This is a genomic window from Robbsia andropogonis, assembly GCF_034047095.1.
Lineage (GTDB): Bacteria > Pseudomonadota > Gammaproteobacteria > Burkholderiales > Burkholderiaceae > Robbsia > Robbsia andropogonis.
In genome coordinates this window covers 906972-926222 of sequence record NZ_CP139164.1, presented here as the reverse complement: position 1 = coordinate 926222, position 19251 = coordinate 906972, and the positions used below count along the sequence as shown (strand labels likewise).

General features: G+C 58.3%; 20 protein-coding genes and 1 pseudogene. 7 read left to right on the top strand and 14 right to left on the bottom strand.

Annotation, left to right across the window (positions count from 1 at the left end):
* Window positions 1–223: 223 nt before the first annotated feature.
* The 5 genes from SJQ66_RS04065 (at window position 224) to SJQ66_RS04045 (ending at window position 5972) form a co-directional block, all read left to right on the top strand.
* Complete coding sequence (locus SJQ66_RS04065) at window positions 224–700, top strand: MarR family winged helix-turn-helix transcriptional regulator (protein ID WP_046152535.1); 477 nt, start codon at window positions 224–226, stop codon at window positions 698–700.
* Window positions 701–705: 5 nt separating this feature from the next.
* Complete coding sequence (locus tag SJQ66_RS04060; RefSeq protein ID WP_320533834.1) at window positions 706–2925, top strand: FUSC family protein; 2220 nt, start codon at window positions 706–708, stop codon at window positions 2923–2925.
* Complete coding sequence (locus SJQ66_RS04055) at window positions 2922–3134, top strand: DUF1656 domain-containing protein (protein ID WP_024904431.1); 213 nt, start codon at window positions 2922–2924, stop codon at window positions 3132–3134. Before SJQ66_RS04060 ends, SJQ66_RS04055 begins: the two co-directional genes overlap by 4 nt.
* A 4-nt stretch (window positions 3135–3138) precedes the next feature.
* The gene (locus SJQ66_RS04050; protein ID WP_407691453.1) at window positions 3139–4323 is read left to right on the top strand and encodes an efflux RND transporter periplasmic adaptor subunit; all 1185 of its coding nucleotides are present in this window, start codon (window positions 3139–3141) and stop codon (window positions 4321–4323) included.
* 83 nt (window positions 4324–4406) lie between these two features.
* Entirely contained in the window at window positions 4407–5972 is a 1566-nt protein-coding gene (locus tag SJQ66_RS04045; RefSeq protein ID WP_253464161.1) for an efflux transporter outer membrane subunit, read from the top strand.
* 35 nt (window positions 5973–6007) lie between these two features.
* Here the strand turns inward: SJQ66_RS04045 and SJQ66_RS04040 are convergent, their stop codons facing one another.
* Together SJQ66_RS04040 and SJQ66_RS04035 are read right to left on the bottom strand one after the other, a co-directional pair.
* Window positions 6008–7579: a hypothetical protein gene (locus SJQ66_RS04040; protein ID WP_320533685.1), complete on the bottom strand. Its 1572-nt coding sequence runs from the start codon at window positions 7577–7579 to the stop codon at window positions 6008–6010.
* A gap of 356 nt (window positions 7580–7935) precedes the next feature.
* Window positions 7936–10077: a phosphocholine-specific phospholipase C gene (locus SJQ66_RS04035; RefSeq protein ID WP_253464159.1), complete on the bottom strand. Its 2142-nt coding sequence runs from the start codon at window positions 10075–10077 to the stop codon at window positions 7936–7938.
* 224 nt (window positions 10078–10301) lie between these two features.
* Between SJQ66_RS04035 and sugE the strand changes: the two genes are divergently transcribed.
* A complete protein-coding gene (gene sugE / locus SJQ66_RS04030; RefSeq protein WP_320533684.1) occupies window positions 10302–10616 on the top strand; it encodes a quaternary ammonium compound efflux SMR transporter SugE in 315 nt (104 codons plus the stop codon).
* A 77-nt stretch (window positions 10617–10693) separates the two neighbouring features.
* Here sugE and SJQ66_RS04025 read toward each other — a convergent pair whose 3' ends face one another.
* The 3 genes and pseudogenes from SJQ66_RS04025 to SJQ66_RS04015 all read right to left on the bottom strand — a co-directional run bounded on the left by SJQ66_RS04025 (window position 10694) and on the right by SJQ66_RS04015 (window position 13273).
* Window positions 10694–11704, bottom strand: coding sequence for a LysO family transporter (locus SJQ66_RS04025; protein WP_024904438.1), 1011 nt, complete (start codon window positions 11702–11704; stop codon window positions 10694–10696).
* Between the two features lie 89 nt (window positions 11705–11793).
* A pseudogene (locus SJQ66_RS04020) lies at window positions 11794–12207 on the bottom strand (PGDYG domain-containing protein); the annotation flags it as partial.
* Window positions 12208–12559: 352 nt separating this feature from the next.
* On the bottom strand, window positions 12560–13273 hold the full coding sequence (locus tag SJQ66_RS04015) for a DUF1345 domain-containing protein (RefSeq protein ID WP_024904440.1): 714 nt from the start codon (window positions 13271–13273) through the stop codon (window positions 12560–12562).
* Between the two features lie 458 nt (window positions 13274–13731).
* On the opposite strand from SJQ66_RS04015, the gene SJQ66_RS04010 reads away from it, so the two are divergent.
* Window positions 13732–14013 (top strand): response regulator, encoded by a 282-nt coding sequence (locus tag SJQ66_RS04010; RefSeq protein ID WP_320533683.1) that lies wholly within the window; start codon window positions 13732–13734, stop codon window positions 14011–14013.
* 170 nt (window positions 14014–14183) lie between these two features.
* Here the strand turns inward: SJQ66_RS04010 and SJQ66_RS04005 are convergent, their stop codons facing one another.
* The 9 genes from SJQ66_RS04005 to SJQ66_RS03965 form a co-directional block, all read right to left on the bottom strand.
* Window positions 14184–14417, bottom strand: a complete 234-nt coding sequence (locus SJQ66_RS04005) for a hypothetical protein (RefSeq protein ID WP_320533682.1) — start codon at window positions 14415–14417, stop codon at window positions 14184–14186.
* Window positions 14414–14737: a hypothetical protein gene (locus SJQ66_RS04000; RefSeq protein ID WP_320533681.1), complete on the bottom strand. Its 324-nt coding sequence runs from the start codon at window positions 14735–14737 to the stop codon at window positions 14414–14416. Before SJQ66_RS04000 ends, SJQ66_RS04005 begins: the two co-directional genes overlap by 4 nt.
* On the bottom strand, window positions 14734–15384 hold the full coding sequence (locus SJQ66_RS03995; protein ID WP_320533680.1) for a glycoside hydrolase family 19 protein: 651 nt from the start codon (window positions 15382–15384) through the stop codon (window positions 14734–14736). Before SJQ66_RS03995 ends, SJQ66_RS04000 begins: the two co-directional genes overlap by 4 nt.
* Window positions 15381–15644 carry a DUF7940 domain-containing protein gene (locus tag SJQ66_RS03990; protein WP_253465268.1) on the bottom strand — a complete coding sequence of 88 codons (264 nt, stop codon included), beginning with the start codon at window positions 15642–15644 and terminating at the stop codon, window positions 15381–15383. The genes SJQ66_RS03995 and SJQ66_RS03990 overlap by 4 nt, the downstream gene beginning before the upstream one ends.
* 30 nt (window positions 15645–15674) lie before the next feature.
* Window positions 15675–16163 carry a hypothetical protein gene (locus tag SJQ66_RS03985; protein ID WP_320533679.1) on the bottom strand — a complete coding sequence of 163 codons (489 nt, stop codon included), beginning with the start codon at window positions 16161–16163 and terminating at the stop codon, window positions 15675–15677.
* Complete coding sequence (locus tag SJQ66_RS03980) at window positions 16156–16539, bottom strand: hypothetical protein (RefSeq protein WP_320533678.1); 384 nt, start codon at window positions 16537–16539, stop codon at window positions 16156–16158. Before SJQ66_RS03980 ends, SJQ66_RS03985 begins: the two co-directional genes overlap by 8 nt.
* Window positions 16540–16617: 78 nt before the next feature.
* Window positions 16618–17067: a hypothetical protein gene (locus tag SJQ66_RS03975; RefSeq protein ID WP_320533677.1), complete on the bottom strand. Its 450-nt coding sequence runs from the start codon at window positions 17065–17067 to the stop codon at window positions 16618–16620.
* Window positions 17068–17070: 3 nt separating this feature from the next.
* The gene (locus SJQ66_RS03970; protein ID WP_320533676.1) at window positions 17071–18537 is read right to left on the bottom strand and encodes a hypothetical protein; all 1467 of its coding nucleotides are present in this window, start codon (window positions 18535–18537) and stop codon (window positions 17071–17073) included.
* On the bottom strand, window positions 18534–19250 hold the full coding sequence (locus SJQ66_RS03965) for a hypothetical protein (protein ID WP_320533675.1): 717 nt from the start codon (window positions 19248–19250) through the stop codon (window positions 18534–18536). The genes SJQ66_RS03970 and SJQ66_RS03965 overlap by 4 nt, the downstream gene beginning before the upstream one ends.
* Window position 19251: the final 1 nt, after the last annotated feature.

The window sequence follows — 19251 nt, the reverse complement described above, 5'->3', positions numbered from 1 at the left end:
GAATTACCGTTTTTTGCCGTCGAATTAGCCGTTCTGCCGAAAGATTTCGCGTTTCCCGTTTGAATTTGGCAAACGCTTAAATCGTTTTGAGGACATCCCTCTCGTTCCTTCGCCATCTCGTACCCAGCCGACGAATGCTTGCTATCGATTAACCTATATTCGACAACAATATTGTGTTGAAAATATCATTAGTTTGCTAACGAACGATTGCTATACTCCCGGCATGCCCAAAAAAACCACCCTGCCGCTTACCCCGCAGCAACAGGTTCACCTTGCCTTGAGCAGTGAACTGGTGCTGTCGGCGCGCGCCTGGCGCAAGACCGCGGACAGCGCATTGACAGGGTTTGGTCTGTCGAGTGCGGCGGCACTACCGTTATTACTGATCGGGCGGCGCGGCAATGATGGCGTGCGGCAGGTGACACTGGCGCATGAACTCGGTATCGAAGGCCCCTCCCTGGTACGTTTGTTGGATCAGCTCTGCATGCAGCAGTTGGCGCGACGTGACGACGACCCGGCCGATGGACGTGCGAAAATCGTGTCGCTGACGGAAAATGGGGTGCGGCTCGCCGGCAAGCTCGAGGCACACCTTGCGCAGTTGCGTGCCTCCCTGCTCGAAGCATTCTCCGACGACGAACTACAGATCGCCTTGCGCGTCATACGCAGTTTCTCCAGCGCCGTTGGTGCCTCCTCTGTTTCTTGACCCACATCATGGCGCCGACCTGGAAAGACTGGTTGTTTTCTATCAAGACATTTGCCGCAGCAATGCTCGCGCTGTACTTGGCGTTGGTTTTTGAATTACCCCGGCCATATTGGGCGATGGCATCGGTCTATATCGTGTCGAATCCATTTGTCGGTGCGACCCGATCCAAAGGGCTGTACCGCGGCCTAGGCACCTTGCTGGGCGCAGCGGGTGCAGTCCTGCTGGTGCCCCCGTTGGTGGAGATGCCGATTGTCTTGAGCGTGGCCGTTGCCTGTTGGACTGGGTTGTTCCTCTTTTTGGCGCTGCAAGACCGCACCGCGCGCAACTATGTCTTCATGTTGGCCGGCTACACGCTGCCGTTGATCGCGTTCCCTACCGTCGAGAATCCCAATACGGTGTTCGACGTTGCCGTTGCGCGTTTCGAGGAGATTCTGCTCGGTATCGTATGCGCCACCGTCATCAATACGACTATTTTCCCTAGCCGGCTTGGCCCGAGCCTCGGCGAGCGAACCGGTGCCTGGTTTAACGACGCCATACACTACATGCGGGAAACGCTCAAAGGTCGTGTCTCAGGCAAAGACCTCTCCGCACTGCGCCAGCGTCTGGCCGGGTCCGTCAACGGCCTAGAATTGCTGTTGAGCCAGTTAAGCTACGACAACACCGATCCCGGCCTGATGACGCGTGCGAAATCGCTGCGCGGGCGCATGTCGCTTCTGCTGCCAATCGCATCCGCCCTCGGCGATCCATTGGCGGCGCTGCGGGCGCACGGCGCGGCGCCGCCTGAACTGGAAGCGTTGCTCATCGATCTCGTCAATTGGCTCGATAGCAATGACAGCGCTGCCCGCGAGGCACAAGCCGATGCGCTTCGCGCGCGACTGACGGCGTTGGAACCGGAATATATTGCCGTGCCGGGCATGGCGGACAGCCAGGTCGACGGAAGCATGAGGAGCGTATCCGAGGGCCTCGCCAGGGATGCGGCAAGCCCCGAGCCAATGGCCAAAGCCGCGGAAAACGCCGAGCGAATCAACGAGGATCCCCATCACAGTCCCCATTGGGACCGTGCATTGATGTCGTCGCTATTGTGGCGCCTTCGGTTGCTGATCGATCTTTGGCAGGATTGTCGTACCTTGCGCGAGTTGATCGAAACCGAACCCCACTGCGGATGGGTGCCGAAGCTTCGACACTGGCGTCTTGGTGGGTCTGAACGCCACGTCGACCTGCCGATGGCCTTCCTGTCAATTTTTCCCGCGGTAGGCGCGACGATTGCCGCCTGCATGATCTGGATTTTCATGGGTTGGGCCGATGGCGCGGGCGCGGTAACGCTGGCCGCGGTGTCATGCAGCTTTTTCGCGGCGATGGATTCTCCGGCGCCGCAGGTCATGGGATTCTTTATCTGGACTTGCGTCGCCACGGTACTTGCCGGCGTCTATCTATTCCTCGTTCTGCCCAACGTCCATGATTTCCCCATGCTGGTGATCATGTTTGCCGGGCCGTTCATTTGCGTCGGTACGTTGATTCCGCAGCCCCGTTTCATGCTGGCGACCATGCTGACTGCCGTGAACACCGCCACGTTCATGAGTATCCAGAGCGCCTACGATGCTAATTTCCTGACCTTCATCAACAGCAACAGCGCCGGATGTGCCGGTTTGTTATTTGCTTTCCTCTTCATTCGCATCACGCGTCCATTCGGCGCCGAGTTGGCGGCCGCACGACTTACGCGCTCCGGATGGGCGGACGTGGTCATTGCCGCCTCTCCCCATGCGATCGTGGCGCAGAACAACATGGCATCCCGGATGCTGGATCGTTTGATGCAATTGCTGCCGCGGTTGAGCGCGACCGACGATGATCACCATCCGTCGATCGAGAGTTTCCGTGACCTGCGTGTGGGTTTGAATACGCTGGACCTGCAACAGATTCGCCGGACTTTGCGCGACGAATGGCGGCAGCCGATCGATGGCGTGCTGTCCGGTGTTCGTCAGTATTTTCAGGAATGTATCCAACAGCGTCGGCGTCTCCCGCCGCCTCCCGAACTGGCCGCGCGGATCGACGCGGCATTGGCGGCCAACCCGAACGTGTCGACACGCGCGAACGCCTTGGACACTGCCCATTTGAGCGATGCGGAGCAAACGCTCGGTGCATTGCACGCGCTGGTGGGGCTGCGCTTGTCACTGTTTCCGGCCGCCCTGGCACCGCGGGCGGCGAATACCATCGAGAAATCCGCATGATCGGCGAATTCGATATCTACGGGGTGTTCATCCCGGAATTGCTGGTGTGGATGCTGCTCGCCTATGGCCTGTTGCGCCTTGTCACGATGGGATTCGCGCGATGGCGCTTCTATCGCCATGTATGGCATCGCTCGATGTTCGATTTGGGAATCTACGTGATTCTGCTCGGGCTCGTCGTCTTTGTTTCGTATCTGTTTCGAACCGGTTGATCAATTGAAACTCAAACTCGCTACCGTCGGTCGGGGGGTCCTGACCATCATGGTTGTCGTCATCGCCGCCTTGGTGATCTGGCGTCTGGTCCGCTATTACATGTTCGCGCCGTGGACGCGGGACGGCCACGTGCAAGCCGACATCGTTCAAGTCGCACCGGACGTCACGGGCCTGATCGACAAGGTCACGGTGACCGACAACCAGACGGTTCGTAAGGGTCAAGTCTTGTTCGTCATCGACCAGGCCCGCTTCAAGCTGGCATTGGCGCAAGCAGAATCGGCCGTCGCGCAGCAACGCGCCGCGGTGGCTGAGCGGAACGCGACATTGACGCAGCTTCGCAGGGAGTCGAGTCGAAACCGCGCGCTGGGTGATTTGGTGTCCCGGGAAGTGTACGAAGAAAGCCAATCGAAGGTCCAGGCCGCGGATGCCGCGTTGCAAGCGGCGCAAGCGGCCCTCTCCGCGGCAGAAGTCGCCGTTCGAACGGCGCGATTGAACCTGGAACGCACCGTCATCGTCAGTCCGGTCGACGGTTTTATGAATGATCGCGCACCACGTGCCGGCGAATTTGTCACGGCCGGGCATGCGGTTCTATCTCTCGTCGATGCCCATTCGTATCATGTAGACGGATATTTCGAAGAAACCAAGATGCCGAGCATTGCCATCGGCCAGCCGGTGACCATTCACCTGATGGGCCAGAGCACACGCCTGCACGGTCACGTGACCAGTATCGCCGCCGCCATAGCGGACCGGGACCGCTCGGTAGGGGCGAATCTGCTGCCGAACGTCAACCCGTCGTTCAGTTGGGTTCGACTGGCGCAGCGGATTCCGGTCCGGATACAGATCGATGACGTGCCGGCGAACGTCCGGCTGATTGCAGGACGCACCGCCACGGTTTCAATTGATGCAGCCGATATCGGCCATAATTCACCGCAGCCCCCGTCGGCGGCTTCATCCGTTGGGGCATCGCCTTCCGGCCAGTGGACTGTCGCCCCCGAAACCGGCGTGGCCCGCGCGCAAACAACGGCAGCCGCCTCCGATGATGTGGTTCTGCCGCCAGGGTCGCTGCGTTCCGACATGTCGGTGCTGCCCACGCCGACGCGCGCCGGCACGGATGCCAACGCGCTTGCCGGCAATGAGGAAACGGGGGCGGGCAGCACAGGCAATGCGGCACGGACAGGTGCCCGATGAGATCGCAAGCGCACCATACGCACCAGGTGGGACGCACCAATGCGAGTGCTTCGGAGCGGGAGGTAGGACGTTGGGCGCGGCGCATGGGGTCCGCAGCCTTGACCATGGCGGTACTCGGGGCCTGTACGGTCGGCCCGAATTACCGCGTGCCCGACACGGCGTTGATCAAGCAGCCGGTGGCGAATCGGACCCTGGTGGAAACGGAGCACGATATCCATGCGTCGGGCAGCGTCGCGCGCGCGGCCAATGCGGACCCGGTCCCAGACCAGTGGTGGAAACTGTACGACGATCCCGTATTGAACGGATTGATCGAAGAAGCATTGCGGCGTAATGTCGATTTGCGCGTGGCTACCGCCAATCTGGCAAGAGCCGGCGCGGTGCTCGACGTGGCGCAAGCGCAGGGCGGTTTTGGCGGCAATCTCGAACTCTCAGCGAAACGCGCACAGGAATCCGCCCAACAGTTCTTGTTGACGGACAAACTTCCCGTCACGAACGAAAGCAATTTCGGGCTTTCGGTCTCCTATCAGTTCGACTTGTTCGGTGTATTGAAACGCGGCGTGGAAGCGGCGAGCGCAAACTTTGATGCGGTACGCGCCGCTGGCGATACCGCGCGGATCACCGTGGTCTCGCAAGTCGTGCAAGCCTATCTGGCATCATGCGATGCGGCCGAACAAGAAGACATCGCGCTGAAATCGCTGGATCTCCAGGATCAGTCTACCCAGCTCGCCCGTCGGCTACGCGATGCGGGACGCGGTGCACAACCCAATGTGACGCAGTCGGTCACGCAACAGGAAACACTGCGGGCACAGTTGCCGCAATTAGCGGCGCAACGGCGGATTGCGCACTATACCTTGGCCGCCCTCCTGGGGGAGTCCCCCGACGCTTTGCCGAAGGCGATCGATGCGTGTCATGAAACGCCCCGTATCCTGACGCCGTTACCGGTGGGCGACGGTGCCGCGCTGCTGCGCCGTCGCCCCGATGTGCGTCGTGCCGAACGTGAACTGGCTGCCGCAACCGCAAAGATAGGGGTGGCGATCGGCGGTCTGTATCCAAACATTTCCTTTGGTGCGAGCGCAGGTGTTACAGGCATCCTCGAGGACTCGTTCCGCTCACCGACGCAGCGGTGGGGCTTCGGACCATTGATAAGTTGGGAATTACCAGCGAATGGCGCGCGCGCACGTATCCGGGAAGCCCGTGCCGGTGCGGATGTCGCCTTGGCCGAATTCGATAAAGTCGTGCTGAACGCATTGCGCGAAACGCAAACCAGACTTGCAACCTATGCGGGCGACCTCGGCCGTCTGCAAGCGCTGGAGGACGCACTGGCATCGGCACGCCAGTCGCGAGACCAGACGCACCGCTTCTATCTCGCCGGCCGGGGATCGTTCCTGTCTGACCTGGACGCCACGCGGACGCTGACATCCGTCGAATCGCAAGTAGCGGCCGCGCGAGGCAAGGTCGCACAAGACCAGGTGGCGGTATTCCTGGCACTCGGTGGAGGCTGGCAAGCAAATCAAGGCATGCCGTTGGCAGGCCAAGAGGTTCAAACGCCACCGACGTCGCAGACAGCGCCAACGAAGGGGGCCGCTACCGCGGGCGTGACAGCCACGCCGGTCTCCGCGATATCGTCGGCCATCGCGACCGCGCCGTGACATCGTGTGCAGCTGACGAGCGTCACACCCCGTTTTCAAGCTTGAACCGACACTTCGAAGCCGAAATCTTTCACGCCGGATTCCGGGATGTTTTCGGCAACCCAGAGCCTGTTTTTGATGCGTCTAAATAGCGCATGCGGTTTAGCGGAAGAAAGCGCCCTAGTGAGGGGGCTCGGATGATCGAACGCATCGAAATTCAACTCAGGCGAGTCGATGGCTGTTTTCGCTTTCAGCATATCGACGCCTCCTTCCGCCACGCTGGAAATGATACTGCCGGGTATCCTTATGGAAACCGGAATGGGTACCAGCGTTGGTGCGGGCACGACGACGCTGGATGGATCGACTGGTCTCGAAGGCGCCAGTATGCCCGAAGCGGAAACATTCATGACGTTCGTAATCCACAGTGCAATCGCGCCATATCCCTGCTTTGTCATGGCGTTGTAAAAGCTAGGGGGAAAGGCGTGATACCCAAGAGTCAGCGTTTCCCAACTGGGTTGCTCCGCGTGTTGCTCTGAAAAAGCATATTCGGCCCCCCACAAATACCGCGAGATTGCCTTCGCCGCCGGGGTTGTCAACAACGCCGCGCCGGAATCGACGATTGAATCCACTATAGTTTCGATCATGCCTTTTAGATAATCGGGCTTTGACTGAATCCACGATAGTAATACACCTTTTTTTAGAAAATGCTTCAGCTCGGCTTTACTGAATGATTCGCTCGACGAAATGGAAAAATCGGTGAGCAATGTCGTCCAATCCGACTCCTTCACGGAGAACTTCGTCGTCAACGCGGGAAACGTTGCCTCGAAAGTGCTTTTCACTAGTGCATAGATCCGTTTCGGAAGCCCTGGTGCCGGGTCAAACCCCGCCACCACGCCGACAGCCAAAGCACCGATGATGATAAACGCTTTCGCTTTGTATCCTAGCGAATCATCGGCCTTGAGACCACCAAGTCTGCGACAGGCGTCGTGCAGTGCCCAGCCCGCTTCCAGGGCGGCTAGGACGCCATCGGCCGTCCTAGCCGCCGGATGGTTCCACAACGATCTGTACGCCGTATTCACGGAGCCCACGGCCGTACCGAAGAGTGTGGTTACGGAATGATAAATCGCATTCTGCTTCATAAATGCGCTATATTTTTCCCACTCGCCCATCTTTTCCCAGTCAGTACGGTTGTCCAGTGCAATCACCGTCGCATCTCCATACGCCGGCTTCGCCGGTGTGCTCGGTGATGCCATAGCGGCGATAGGGGGATCTTCGTACATGGCCTCCATTGCCTCGAAAGCGTTGCCGTTATCCACCGCCGGGTGCAGCTTATTACCTGGGCCCCTGCGCTCCCCCCTCCGGTACCACGCCGTTCGATCAAAGTAACTGGCCGTCGGCTGCAGACCAGAAGACGTTACTCTCAATGCCTCCAAGGCAGCATAAACATGATTCGTATCACTTATGTTTTCATTACCCTCTTCATTCAGGGTATTTACGTCAGCACCGGAATACGACGCAGCGACCGAATGATCTACGGCATCGCGCGTCATAACCACGATGGCACTACTATGTTGATGCGTCTGCATTGAATGCTCCAAAACGAGATAGTCGCCAGTGCCAATGGTCATCCTTATCCTCAGGCATGCATAAAATCACGCCGACATCAGGAAATGAGCGAATAGACCATCAAGCACCGTCTTAGCATTGCATCGCTTAGTGACCGGCGACATACGACAAATCGACAACCAAACGCCTAAAAAGTGGAAACAACACGTCTTGGCCGATTGGTAGAAGTTCACTCGTCCCTTTACAACGGCATAATGCATGCGGTGCATTATCGCCATCGTTAATGGGATGCAATGTCGAAGACTTTATGGAGCAATACGATGACTTGCAATTGGACGCATCTTGCAGGAACATTTCGCCACCGCCGTCGACGATGGCGCGACATGGCACCTCGGGCCACGCCTTCATGCATGGCCGCTTAGCTTATTGAGCGTATCGGCATCGTGGCAGCGGGGTCCGTTACGGTATGATGACCCGTCTCGACGTGCCCGGCCACGCGGCGCAGGAAACTGGATTCGTCGCGATCAGTAACGCTCAGGTCGTACCAGTGGTGACTGTCCGACAGATCCCATGGGACGGCCGTCATCGCGCCAGGCGGCAACTCGAGGCTACGCGACCGTGCGCCGTAGGCGTTGTCCGTGACAAAGAGTCGTGCCACGCCTCCCCCTGTATTGCACAGCCGCAGAATCACGCTGCCGTCACGATTGTCATATTCTACCTGTAGTGCGATGTGGCCGAGCCCCCAACCATGACCTCGGGCGGCCGATGTCGCCGACCCCAATGCCAGCCCGTTGAATTGCCGTACGAAGCCATTGGGACCATACACCATGAAGTCATAGGCGCCGCCAGTCACGCTCAAGTCAAATGTCTCGCTAAGCGATTTCCCTGCTTCCACCGTGTAACGCCACGGACCGTCGCTACGATTCGGCGCATAGACATAGAAATGCGCGCCCACTTTGCCAGTGTTGACGAACTGTAATGTCAGGTGATTGTCCCGTGCCGACACGTCGCCATGCACGTGTAGTTCGTACGGCAGCGCACGGGCGTAACGCACGCCCGGTTCTTGCGGGTCGATCGCGCCCGCCGTCGTCGGTACCGTCGGCGCCGGTTGCGAAGCGCACTGCTGATCGGCCATCGTCATGTATTGGCTGGTATCGGGCAATGACGGGATTGACGCATCCGGTGTACGGAAGTCGAACGCCGACGTCAGGTCGCCGCAGACCGCACGACGCCACGGCGTGATATTCGGTTCGCGTACGCCAAAGCGTTGTTCAATAAAACGGATTACGGAGGTGTGATCGAACACCTCGGAACAGACGAAACCGCCCTTGGTCCAAGGTGAAACGATCGTCATCGGCACGCGCGGCCCCAGCCCGTAAGGCAGACCATCGGCGGTGAAACCACTGCCGCGTCCTGGATTGACGACCGTATGCAATTCTCCGTCAGTGCTCACCGTCGACAACCCTTGCGCGCGCGACGTCGGTGGCTGTGGCGGCACGATATGATCGAAGAAACCGTCGTTCTCGTCATACATGATGAACAGAACCGTCTTGCTCCAGACGTCTGGATTCGACGTGAGCGCATCCAGCACCTTCGATGTATATTCGGCGCCGTATGCTGGCGTGTATTTCGGGTGCTCGGAGTAGGCGGCCGGCGGCAGCAGCCAGGACACTTGTGGCAGCTTGCCTGCCTGCACGTCGGCTTTCAGATCGTCCAAGGTCCGCACGCTGTTCGCACGCTGCTGTAATGACGAGCCTTGCGGCGCATTGATGACGTTGGCGAAGTTTTGCAGAATGTTGGTGCCGTAATTACCGTTTAACGGATCGTTACCGGTCAGCCCTTGCTGGTAGATTTGCCAGTTGATTCCCGCTGCCTCAAGTCGCTCCGGATACGTCGTCCACGACAGCAATTGATACTGCGGTGGAACGTCGCCATCGACGTAGTCGTTGTTGTTCAACAGCGGGCCGCCGTACTTCCCTGTCGGATCGACGGTCCCACTCATCAGATAGGCACGATTGGGATGGGTCGGCCCGGGCAGCGAGCAAAAATACGCATCGCAGACAGTAAAGGCATCGGCAAGGGCGTAATGGAACGGTATGTCCGAACGCAAGTGATAGCCCATGGTCATGTCGGTCTTGTTGGCCGGCCACTGGTCATACTTTCCGCCATCGATCGCATAATGGGTCTTGTACCAGCTGTGATCGAGATCGCCAACGCACTGCGCGCTGGTGGTATGCGTATTCAGGTGAAACGGCAATACCGGCTGCGTCGAATCCGATTGCGACGGCTGGTACCAGACCGGCTTGCCATTCGGCAAGGGAATGGGAAAGCGATCGTTGTAACCCCGGACGCCGCGCAGATGGCCGAAGTAATGGTCAAACGATCTGTTCTCCTGCATGAAGACGACGATATGTTCGACGTCTTTGATCGTCCCGGTATGCGAGGCCGCAGGAATCGCCAATGCATTACGGATTGATTCGGGAAATACGGAAAGGGCCGCAGCGGCGCTCGCGGAACCCGCAAGCGATTGTAGAAAGCGGCGACGGCTGTTACCTGACATCGGGGAGGTCGTCATCGTAATGTCTGCCATTTTTTTGAAGGAGGCCAGAAAGGGGATGAAAGATCTGGCGCGGCTGAGTGTGCCGCTGTAAAAAGGCATTTCGATGAAAGGCATGCTACTTGTCTCGACGGCTTCACATTTGCCGCGTTTTGTCTTTCGTTTTCATTACGATATAATGCGTTTTCGCCGTGAAAACGGTCCAAATCGGTAGTGAAGACGCGGTCATGAATTGGTTGATCCTACTTTGCGCGGGCGTGCTCGAGATGGCCTGGGCCATCGGACTGAAATACACGGAAGGCTTCAGTCGCTTATGGCCAAGCGTCGGTACGGGCATCGCTGCGATCGGAAGTTTCTATCTACTGAGCGTGGCACCGAAAACGCTACCGGTTGGGACGGCCTATGCGATATGGGTGGGCATTGGCGCGGTGGGAACGGCCGTGCTTGGTATCCTGCTATTCAATGAGGCAGTGACAGCAGGCCGGATTCTCAGCCTTGCCCTGCTTGTCGCTGGCATCATTGGGCTCAAGCTCGCATCGTAAAAGTCGGTCCTGCGATTGCCCCCAATAAGGTGTACCCGCGGCGTCGATAGGCAGCGGAAGACCGCACACCGAAAAGGTCACCACAAAAATACCGTCATTAACAACGGCGCCGCTAGGCTGAGGACAAACCCGCTGACCAGCGCCGTTGGCCAATGCGCCGGAGCGCAGTTTTGTTTAATGATCGGCAATGTCGAGTCCAACGCAGTGGCTGCGCTCGCGCCAATGCACGCGCGCGCGAAACGGCGACCGAACAGATAAAGCAACACGACGGACATCAATTCGCGAAACAGGTCGGTCAACAAAGCGATCGCGCCCCACTGCGCCCCCAGATGTCGACCGATCGTCACGCCGGACAACGTAAACCAGCCAAAGCCGCTAGATAGTGCCCACGCGATCGGCAGCGGCATCCGGGCAAGTGCACCGGCAATCGTTCCGCCGATCAATGAACCGATGATGACCAATAAAGGTATGGCCAAAACGCGCCTCGACCACCATCGTGCATCTATCGCTAGGCCCGCCAACTCCATGCCGACAATGCTTACAAGTACAAGCAGCAACGCACCGGTCAAGCCAGTGGGTATCGGAATGCCATATCGGCTACACAGTCCATTCCCCAGCGTACCCAAGACCACCATCACCAATGCGATCAAGCATTCCTTCGCTGGCCCCCACCACCCTGAGCCGCCAGACGTCGCGGCAAGATGTGCGGACGATGTCGTTGGTGCAAGAAACGGTTGGGGAAAGGATGTGAATGAAGAAGGTGTCGGGCGCAAGAGCGGCTCGGGCGCAAGCGGTGGAATGGCGGGACGTATGCGCCGGGCGATCATGATCGAGAGCGTGATGAGCGCCCATGATGCCATGGTGGTCCATATCGCAAGCCATATCGCGGTACCCAACACCGCACGTGCGTGACTGCCGGAGCGCAGCACGGCCCCGAAGGTCAGTCCGATGGAAAAAAGCAGCGCCAAGACCAACGGCCCGAGCAATGCGCCTACTCGTCGCCGCCAGGCGGAGGGCATCAAGCGCCCTGCGCCGTAGCCTAAGATCAGGACCAGCAGAATGGGCGCGATCGCCACGACACCGCTCATGTGGCGCTGCCACAATCGCCTTCGCGGGGCGGCTGCGCATCATTAACTACTATGCCTGACGGGTCGGGTGACAGCGAAACGGACACCGGCCGATAAACTCTCGCAAATCGCGCCTGTTGCACCACGCCATAGTCGGACGGTGCGTATTGGAGAAGCCAATCTCCGGCGCCGCCTTGCAGACAATCGCCGCCGGCACTGCGTGCAATGGTAAAAGGCGCGTCCATGCGTCTGGCCAACACCGGCGTGGGCAGGTTGCGATACGCACCATCGGCGCCATGTATGAGCACTGGATCTGCTGGCACGTATTTGGGATCGAAACGCGCGCGCGAGACGACCCAACGCTCACCGGTGGCCGCCTCTATCAAGGCATCGTTGACCTGGTAGGCATTCGGACCTTCCAAGCTGAGCAATGCGCCGGAATGAGTGGCGAAAACGACGCTGACTACCTCGTCCTTCACATACACGGCGGCTTGCGGATCGATGCGCAGATCGACATCCGTCAGGTGAACGTGTGACACATGACTCGACGATACTGCCGCGTTGTCGCGGCGAGCATCCGCAGGCGTCGGGGATACAACGTCGATTTTGGAACGAGGCAAGTCAGCAGAGGCCATTGCGATCAGCGGAAAATTGGAGAGCAGTTCGCATTCTAACTGCCTGCGCGATCACGCGTTGCCATGACGTCGCGCAGCATGCCGTGCGTGGACCACGAACATGACGAAGATGGCCTGCCCTTGGCGAAGCAACACGCGGCCTTGATGATGCCGACTGGCGCATCCAGTCGCAAGAATTGATCCTATTATCACGCGCCAGAGGCTTTTTTTCAGTCTTTGTATGGGCATGGCATCGAGCGGTTCAATTGAATAAACTCGCGGCGATATTGACGGAAAGTCCAAGAATCGCAAGGTTAAAAAAGAACGCTAAAACCGACTGAATCAGCGTAAAGCGCCGTGTGGCGGAGTCCGCGACCGCGACGTCGGAAGTTTGTGCCGCTACAGCGATCGTGAAAGCAAAGTAGGCAAAATCAACATAATCGGGATGCAGTTTGTCATCTGGAAAACGCAGCGGCAGTGACGATTTCGCAAGCGAAGCGACACGATCGTCTGATCTTGGCATTGGTGCATCAGTCCAACTATGATGCATGTAGAACAAGCGGGCGTAGTACACGGTGAAAACCGTTGGCAGCAGAGTCCATGCGCCGATCAATGCAAAACCCGAGAGGAGCAGATGCAATGCCTTCTGACTACTGCTTCCCGCGGCATGTGCGGTACCCAGTTCAAAAACAATGGCGGCGATACTGGCCAATGCAGCCACACAGGTGGTGATCAGAATGGTAGAGGCGCTTTCGTCTTCACTGTCGAGCGCGACGCGCCAACGGGCGGACTCCGCACGATACATCATCGTCCATAACAGGATCAGATAAAGCCATAGACCGACATTCCAGCCGAATAAAAACCTCTCGAATACGTGCCATTTCGAAGGTGCCAGCGCAGCGGCAATGACACCTATGACAAGCGCCCCGTAAAGGCGGTGATGAAAGCGTATCAGGCTACGAATGTAGGTCTGCATGAAAAATATGCCTAGTAGGAAGCGGCAAGGCGTTAGGGTTCCCGGCCAATAAGGGAGGGTCTCGCTTTTTGATGACCTGACGTTTCATACCCTATCACAGGCTGGTGCAACGCATGTGTGGCCGCATAAGGAAACTCGGCGTAAGCGATTGTTCCTTGGGTCGATTGCGGGACCGGTGGTACTCGCGATGTAAAGCAACAGGGTTGGTCCCGCAACGGCAAGCATCCGCACAGGTATTGAGACCAGTCACGTTTCGGCATCTTCGCAAAATGGGCACCATGCCGTAATTGAGACATTCCCCAAAGCCCGTGTTGCATGACGAAAATCGGGATGATCTATTTTGCCGACGGTGCCTTTCACTTGTTGCCCTGTCGCCGTTGTGATCATCAACGACGCAGGTCCTGTTTTTACGCGGGTTTTCCGCGCTCTTCGAGCGCCTTTTCCATGATGGAGCAGTCATGACTTGTCGAGTGATAGTAGCTGACGACCACCCGTTTTTCCTTAGTGGCGTGGAGCACGTCTGCGCCACGATGCCGAACATCGATATCATAGGGACAGCCACCAGCTGCGATGAATTGATGGCCTGCCTGAAAACGCAGGAAGAGAATAGCCAATCGCCGTGCGACGTTCTGGTTACGGACTTCTCGATGCCGGGAAGTCGGCAACAGGATGGCCTGCGACTCCTCTCGACATTACGACGGCAGCATCCGAGCATGCGGATCATCGTGCTGACGATGTAGTATAAAATGGCATTTTATTTTTATTTATCAGATACTTACACCATTATTTTAGGGGATGCTACAAACATCAAAAGCACCTCAATGCAACCATATAAAACAATGACTTACAGATGCGTTTTGGATAACGCTGGGGCCGACGCCAGCCCCTGCGCGCGCCACTTCGACTTCCGTTAAGGCTTCTGCGCGCCGCACTCTTGAACCCACGCGCGATCATGGGCCAAAATCCGCGCCTTCAGCGTTGACGAGATGACCGCGAGGTCTTCGGGCGGCACTTTGATGATGTCGAACCGGGTGCAGGACGAATCGATTACCTGCGTCTTGTATTCGATCGCTGCGGGCTTCGTCGGCGCATCGGCACACGCCGTCAATGCGATGAGCGGTAGCATGGTAAGAATCGCTTTCATCCGACGAACCCCTCATCTTTGAGCGCCTTGTCCAGCCCTCCGGCCGCCGCCGTGTCGGCCACGCTCTTTTCGATCGCTTGCCGGTCCGTCGCAGCAGATTGCACTTTGGTCAGCGCGGCCTGCGCCGCATCCGCGTCGGCGCGCGCCGCCTGAGCTTGTGTTGTCGCCGCATCAGCCTTGGCCGCTTGCGTTTCGGCTTGCGCCGTCGCTGTCTTCGCTTCTTGCCGCTTGAACAGCCCGAACACAACGCCCGCGACGGCAGTGAGCACGCCGAGAATCACCGGCCACGCGCCCGAGAACATCGACAAAATTGCGCTCATACGATTACCCCCATTGCGTTCTTTGCCACTTCCCAGCGCAAAGTCCGATCCGCGAGCCCGTTTGTGCCGCCGTTGATGGCTTTCGTCAGACCAGTGAAGTCATTCCGATCGACATACCCGTTGCCGTTGATTGAGCGCCAGTAATACGCGGCACCGCGCGCGGCATGCTCCGGCAGCATCAGAAGATCGGGATTGACGATCAAATCAACATCGATGCCAGTCCCGACTTTTTCGTAGTTCTCGCGGAACGTGTTTTGGATCAGGCCGCGGCCCCGAAACGTCCAGCCGTCGCCGGGCAGGCGGTTGCCACCGCGCCCGCCGTACACGATGTTCGCGATCTGCTGCTGCCGCTCGATCGGTACTGCTTTCTCGCTCGGCGCGCGACCTAGCTGCTCGCACTGCTCAAGCGTCAAACGCTTTGATCCGGTCGGGCCGAACGTCGCAGTTAGCGAGGCGACCGAATAATTGAAGCTCTCGACAAGCGTTGTGAAGCCGATCGACTCGTGTCCAATTTGCGCGAGGAACGCCGCTTGGTACGCTGGCGTGTTGATGCCGAACTCGAACATCGCGACCGACACTACGTCGCACCAGCGCGCGGCCAGGACAGAATTGACGCCGGTTGCGCGCTGGAATGCGGCCGGCGTCATTGTGGAGGCCCCCGCCGCTCGATCGACGTGATCCGGGCCAGGATCGTCAACACTGCTCCGATCGCCGGCCACAGGCTCTGGTCTTGTTTCGGGAACAGGTGCGCTATGAACGGCGCTAGATCCGGCCAATGATCCGCTAACATCTGCATCAACTGCGGGGACAGAAGCATCAGCGCGGCGAAAGCGGCCGAGAATCGCACTGACGACCACTTCCAAAAATGCTGCCAGTCCTCCACGAGGACTATTTTGATTTTGCTCATTGCTCACTTGGCCCCCTTGGGCGTTGTTGGTTATTTGCCCCACGGATGGGCCGGCACGACAGCGGCGGGCAACGTCGCTGTATCAAGCTTCTTTTCTGTGGCTTTCGCGGCGTTGACTGCCTCGGTCGTCTTTGCGACGATCACTTGTTGCTGCGCACTCAGTTGCTTGCCAAGTGAGGCGGCTTTTTGCGACGCTTCCTCTGCGGCGGCGATAGCGGCAGCGCTTGCTCTGTCTCGCCGGATCGCTTCGCGGTCAAACTTCGTCCGCAATTCAGCTACGTCTTGCTGGGTCTGCTTGATCCCAGCAGCCAGCACATTGAAGTGCGCGCTGTAGTCATTGGCTTGCTGTAGGCTTCGCGCGGTCTCTGTGCCAAGTCGCTGCTCGTAATCCAGCTTCTCTTTCTGCCATCGAGATTCGGAGATGCTTGCCCCGATATAGACGCCCACCAAGCTCACACACACCAAGCCAGTCAGCGCAAAAACCGCCAGAAAGGCATAGAGAACCTTCAAATTACGCATCGCCCTGGCGACGCTTTCCGATAGTCGATTCGAGGCGTGCAATTCGTCTCTCCAATTCTTCAACTTTGCTTTCGGCCCTGCGCGCGCGCTCATCTGCATCACGCTCCCTGACTTCGGCACGGTCAGCGCGCTCGACGGCAGCCAACTCCCGTAGCTCCGCACGCTCCGCTCGCTTTTCCGCAAGCTCGGCAAGCTTCTCGTAGCGAGCAATCGTGTCCACCTCGGCTGCCAACGATGCTCTGACGACCTCCGTGTCGCCCTCCGACTTCGCTTGCCGCACACGATCGATCTGCCGCCAAACCCGCGCGGCGGCACCCCACGAGACGCCGCCAAACAACACGCCGCCGACCATCTTCCCTACATCGGACCAATCCATCGGCCGGCGCTCCAAATTGCGTTTTCTGCGGGCGTAAAAAAACCGCCCTGAGGCGGTTGGTGCTGGGTCGGCGAAGCGTCACGTCTTGGTCGCGTCCGTCGCATCGCTTGTGACAGACGCGGGCTCAGTGCCGACGTCTGCCGCGGCGGTCGGGGCTTCGGCGCTAGACGTCGCGGTTCCGTTCGTTGCCGCGCCCGCAGCCGCATCCTCTGCCGCTTTCGCCGCCTCTTCATCCGCCGCTTTCTGCGCTGCCTGCTGTTCTGCAAGCGCAGCGGCTGCTTCGGCCGCAGCACTGTTCACTGCCGTGAGTGCCGCCGCCTGCGCGGCTTGCGCTGCCGTGTCTTCCTCGGCGGTCAGTTTCGGTGGCAACGCAGATTGCATCATCGCGGGAAGCGAATCGTAAAACGTCTCATAACGAGCGTCCGACGCCGTCACTTCGCCTTGACTCGGAAAAAGCGTCGAGTCTGCCGGCGCGGAGACAATCCCCGTAATCACCGTTTTCGTGCTGTCGCTGAATATCACGTACATGTTTTAGGCCCACTCATAGCCAGTGCAGGTAACTTGCGATTGCGGAGTACCAACGCTGGCGCTGTTAGAGTAAAAGAACGTGTTTGCGGTCTGCATGAGAAGTTCATACGGCTCTTGAATCGTCGTCGTGCCGTTCGCCGCGATATTGGCGTCAAGACCGGTCCCGTCTGATGCCAACTGCAGAACATTCGAAGACGAACTTGTTGACGTGCTCGTCGCGAACATGTTTCCTTTCATCTTGATCGCACTCGCTGGGATTGCGATACCCGTCGATTGCGACGTCAGAGATGCGACAGAAGCCGACACGTTCACCATTGTCACCGCTGTGCGCCGGACGTACTTGCCGCGTGCGTTGAAGTGATCAAACTGCCCCGCGTTTGATTGATGCGCCGGAACAGTCCCGATCAACGAGGTTTCCGTGAAACCGGCAAGATACGATGCGACCAGAGTTGCAATCGACGGTATCGCTGCCGTTGCGGCGTACGGGAATCCAACAACGCCATATGCACCGGTCAAAGGGTTGAATACCGCATACACCCCGACGAATTGCCCCGCCGTCGGTGCGCTGCCGATCATGCCATTTATGACATTCAGCTTGGTCAAGTCCAGCGTAGCCGAGAAATTCGCAATCTTGTGCCCCGGCAAACCGAGTGATGACGTCACATTCACAAAATCATCGGTGAATGTCGCTGTCGTTGCGCCGAGAGCTGCGCTCGCTGACATCCGCGGCGTGCCGCCAATCATTTCCGGGATTTGCGCCGATTGGGCCGCATGGGATGGGGCAGTCGCTGGCGAAACCTGCATCGCGCCACCCGACTGCGCAACAAGCTGATACGCGCCGGCTGTCGAGTTATAGATGGCCTCGTACTCGCCGCCCGAAACGATCTCGCCGCCCACAAGCGCCACATTGCTCTGCCCGTATAGGTTCTTCGCGCCAAGTCCTGAATCGTTCAGCGTAACCGCACCCGTGTTCGTCGCAACTGCCTTGAAGCGGACCTTCATCTGGTCCGTCAGCGCCGTGACAGGCACCGTGCGCGTCAGCACGATCGCATTCGCGGTGCCGCTTGCTACTGCGGCTTCTATGGCGCCAGACTGCGCTTGCGCCAGCGTGGGAACTTCCGTACTCGTTACGGCCGTTCCGGCGTTGAGGGGATTGCCGGTGCTGCCCCCAACAGGAAGAACAGTTCCCGCAGTCGGGGCGCAGAATGCGTAATCTCCGATGCTCCACGTTTGCGCGCCCGTGCCCTCCTGCGCTCGCGTGACAGTCAACGTGACGCCGCTTATGGCTGTCACATAAACGGTTTCGTATATAGCCCCTGTGGCCGCATCTTTCAGCGTCAACGGCATTATCTGCCCCGACGACAGCGTCGGGAAATTTGAGCTAGATGCGAGCGTCAGCGAGGTCTGTGTTGATGTCGCGGCGGCTGCAAGCTGAGTGCTTACGTTGTTGGCAAATACGAAAGTGCTCATGAATGGATGATCACGTTAAATGTTACTTGGAACGGAAGCGCGAGATAGCCCTCTGCCACCAACGTCTTGAATGCTGTCGCCGCCGCGCTCGCCGGAACACTGATCGTCAGCGAGCGCGCAGCAAGCGTTGTTTGCGATGCCAATTGATTGAACGGAACCGTGTTGAATGCGGCCGTATTAAATGCACCGGCATAACCTGTTGCCGCACGTGAAATGCTTACCTGCCTGAAATAATCCGCGGCTATGTCCGTCCCGTTCGTCCCGAATAGAAATCTTGCGACCCGGCGACGCAGCCATGACACGGATGCTTGTCGACCATCTCCTAGATACGTGTGCCAAGTGAGTACACGCTTGTAGATGTCGTCCGTTACTTGCGCAGCAGTCCCCGAAGTGATTCTCGCCTGGGAGTTAAACGATCGTGTATTGAAGGCTACGTTATTGATCTCGCCCCACTTCATAGTGCTGCTTGAAGTCAGGACGGGTCGCTCTATCCCATAAATCCCCTGGGCGATCCAATCCAGCAGTAAGCCTGCTATTTGGTCCGACGTGTACACCGAAAGCGGCGAATTCCTAAACCAATCAAGGTATGACTGAGACAAGGAGTTGAAGCTTGAAACGAACGCCTGAAGATCATCGTCATCGGAATACTGTAGATACAAATAGCTCTTGATGACATCTGCTAATGGCGTCGTGGAGAACGATTCAATCTGCATA

Coding starts and splice junctions, on each gene's coding strand:
- SJQ66_RS04005 (WP_320533682.1), bottom strand. CDS start 14,417: ATGAAAGCGATTCTTACCATGCTACCGCTCATCGCATTGACGGCGTGT.
- SJQ66_RS04015 (WP_024904440.1), bottom strand. CDS start 13,273: ATGCAGACCTACATTCGTAGCCTGATACGCTTTCATCACCGCCTTTAC.
- sugE (WP_320533684.1), top strand. CDS start 10,302: ATGAATTGGTTGATCCTACTTTGCGCGGGCGTGCTCGAGATGGCCTGG.
- SJQ66_RS04045 (WP_253464161.1), top strand. CDS start 4,407: ATGGGGTCCGCAGCCTTGACCATGGCGGTACTCGGGGCCTGTACGGTC.
- SJQ66_RS04035 (WP_253464159.1), bottom strand. CDS start 10,077: ATGTCAGGTAACAGCCGTCGCCGCTTTCTACAATCGCTTGCGGGTTCC.
- SJQ66_RS03970 (WP_320533676.1), bottom strand. CDS start 18,537: ATGAGCACTTTCGTATTTGCCAACAACGTAAGCACTCAGCTTGCAGCC.
- SJQ66_RS03995 (WP_320533680.1), bottom strand. CDS start 15,384: ATGACGCCGGCCGCATTCCAGCGCGCAACCGGCGTCAATTCTGTCCTG.
- SJQ66_RS04040 (WP_320533685.1), bottom strand. CDS start 7,579: ATGACCATTGGCACTGGCGACTATCTCGTTTTGGAGCATTCAATGCAG.
- SJQ66_RS04010 (WP_320533683.1), top strand. CDS start 13,732: ATGACTTGTCGAGTGATAGTAGCTGACGACCACCCGTTTTTCCTTAGT.
- SJQ66_RS04065 (WP_046152535.1), top strand. CDS start 224: ATGCCCAAAAAAACCACCCTGCCGCTTACCCCGCAGCAACAGGTTCAC.
- SJQ66_RS03965 (WP_320533675.1), bottom strand. CDS start 19,250: ATGCAGATTGAATCGTTCTCCACGACGCCATTAGCAGATGTCATCAAG.
- SJQ66_RS04000 (WP_320533681.1), bottom strand. CDS start 14,737: ATGAGCGCAATTTTGTCGATGTTCTCGGGCGCGTGGCCGGTGATTCTC.
- SJQ66_RS03975 (WP_320533677.1), bottom strand. CDS start 17,067: ATGTACGTGATATTCAGCGACAGCACGAAAACGGTGATTACGGGGATT.
- SJQ66_RS04055 (WP_024904431.1), top strand. CDS start 2,922: ATGATCGGCGAATTCGATATCTACGGGGTGTTCATCCCGGAATTGCTG.
- SJQ66_RS03990 (WP_253465268.1), bottom strand. CDS start 15,644: ATGAGCAAAATCAAAATAGTCCTCGTGGAGGACTGGCAGCATTTTTGG.
- SJQ66_RS03980 (WP_320533678.1), bottom strand. CDS start 16,539: ATGGATTGGTCCGATGTAGGGAAGATGGTCGGCGGCGTGTTGTTTGGC.
- SJQ66_RS04025 (WP_024904438.1), bottom strand. CDS start 11,704: ATGAGCGGTGTCGTGGCGATCGCGCCCATTCTGCTGGTCCTGATCTTA.
- SJQ66_RS03985 (WP_320533679.1), bottom strand. CDS start 16,163: ATGCGTAATTTGAAGGTTCTCTATGCCTTTCTGGCGGTTTTTGCGCTG.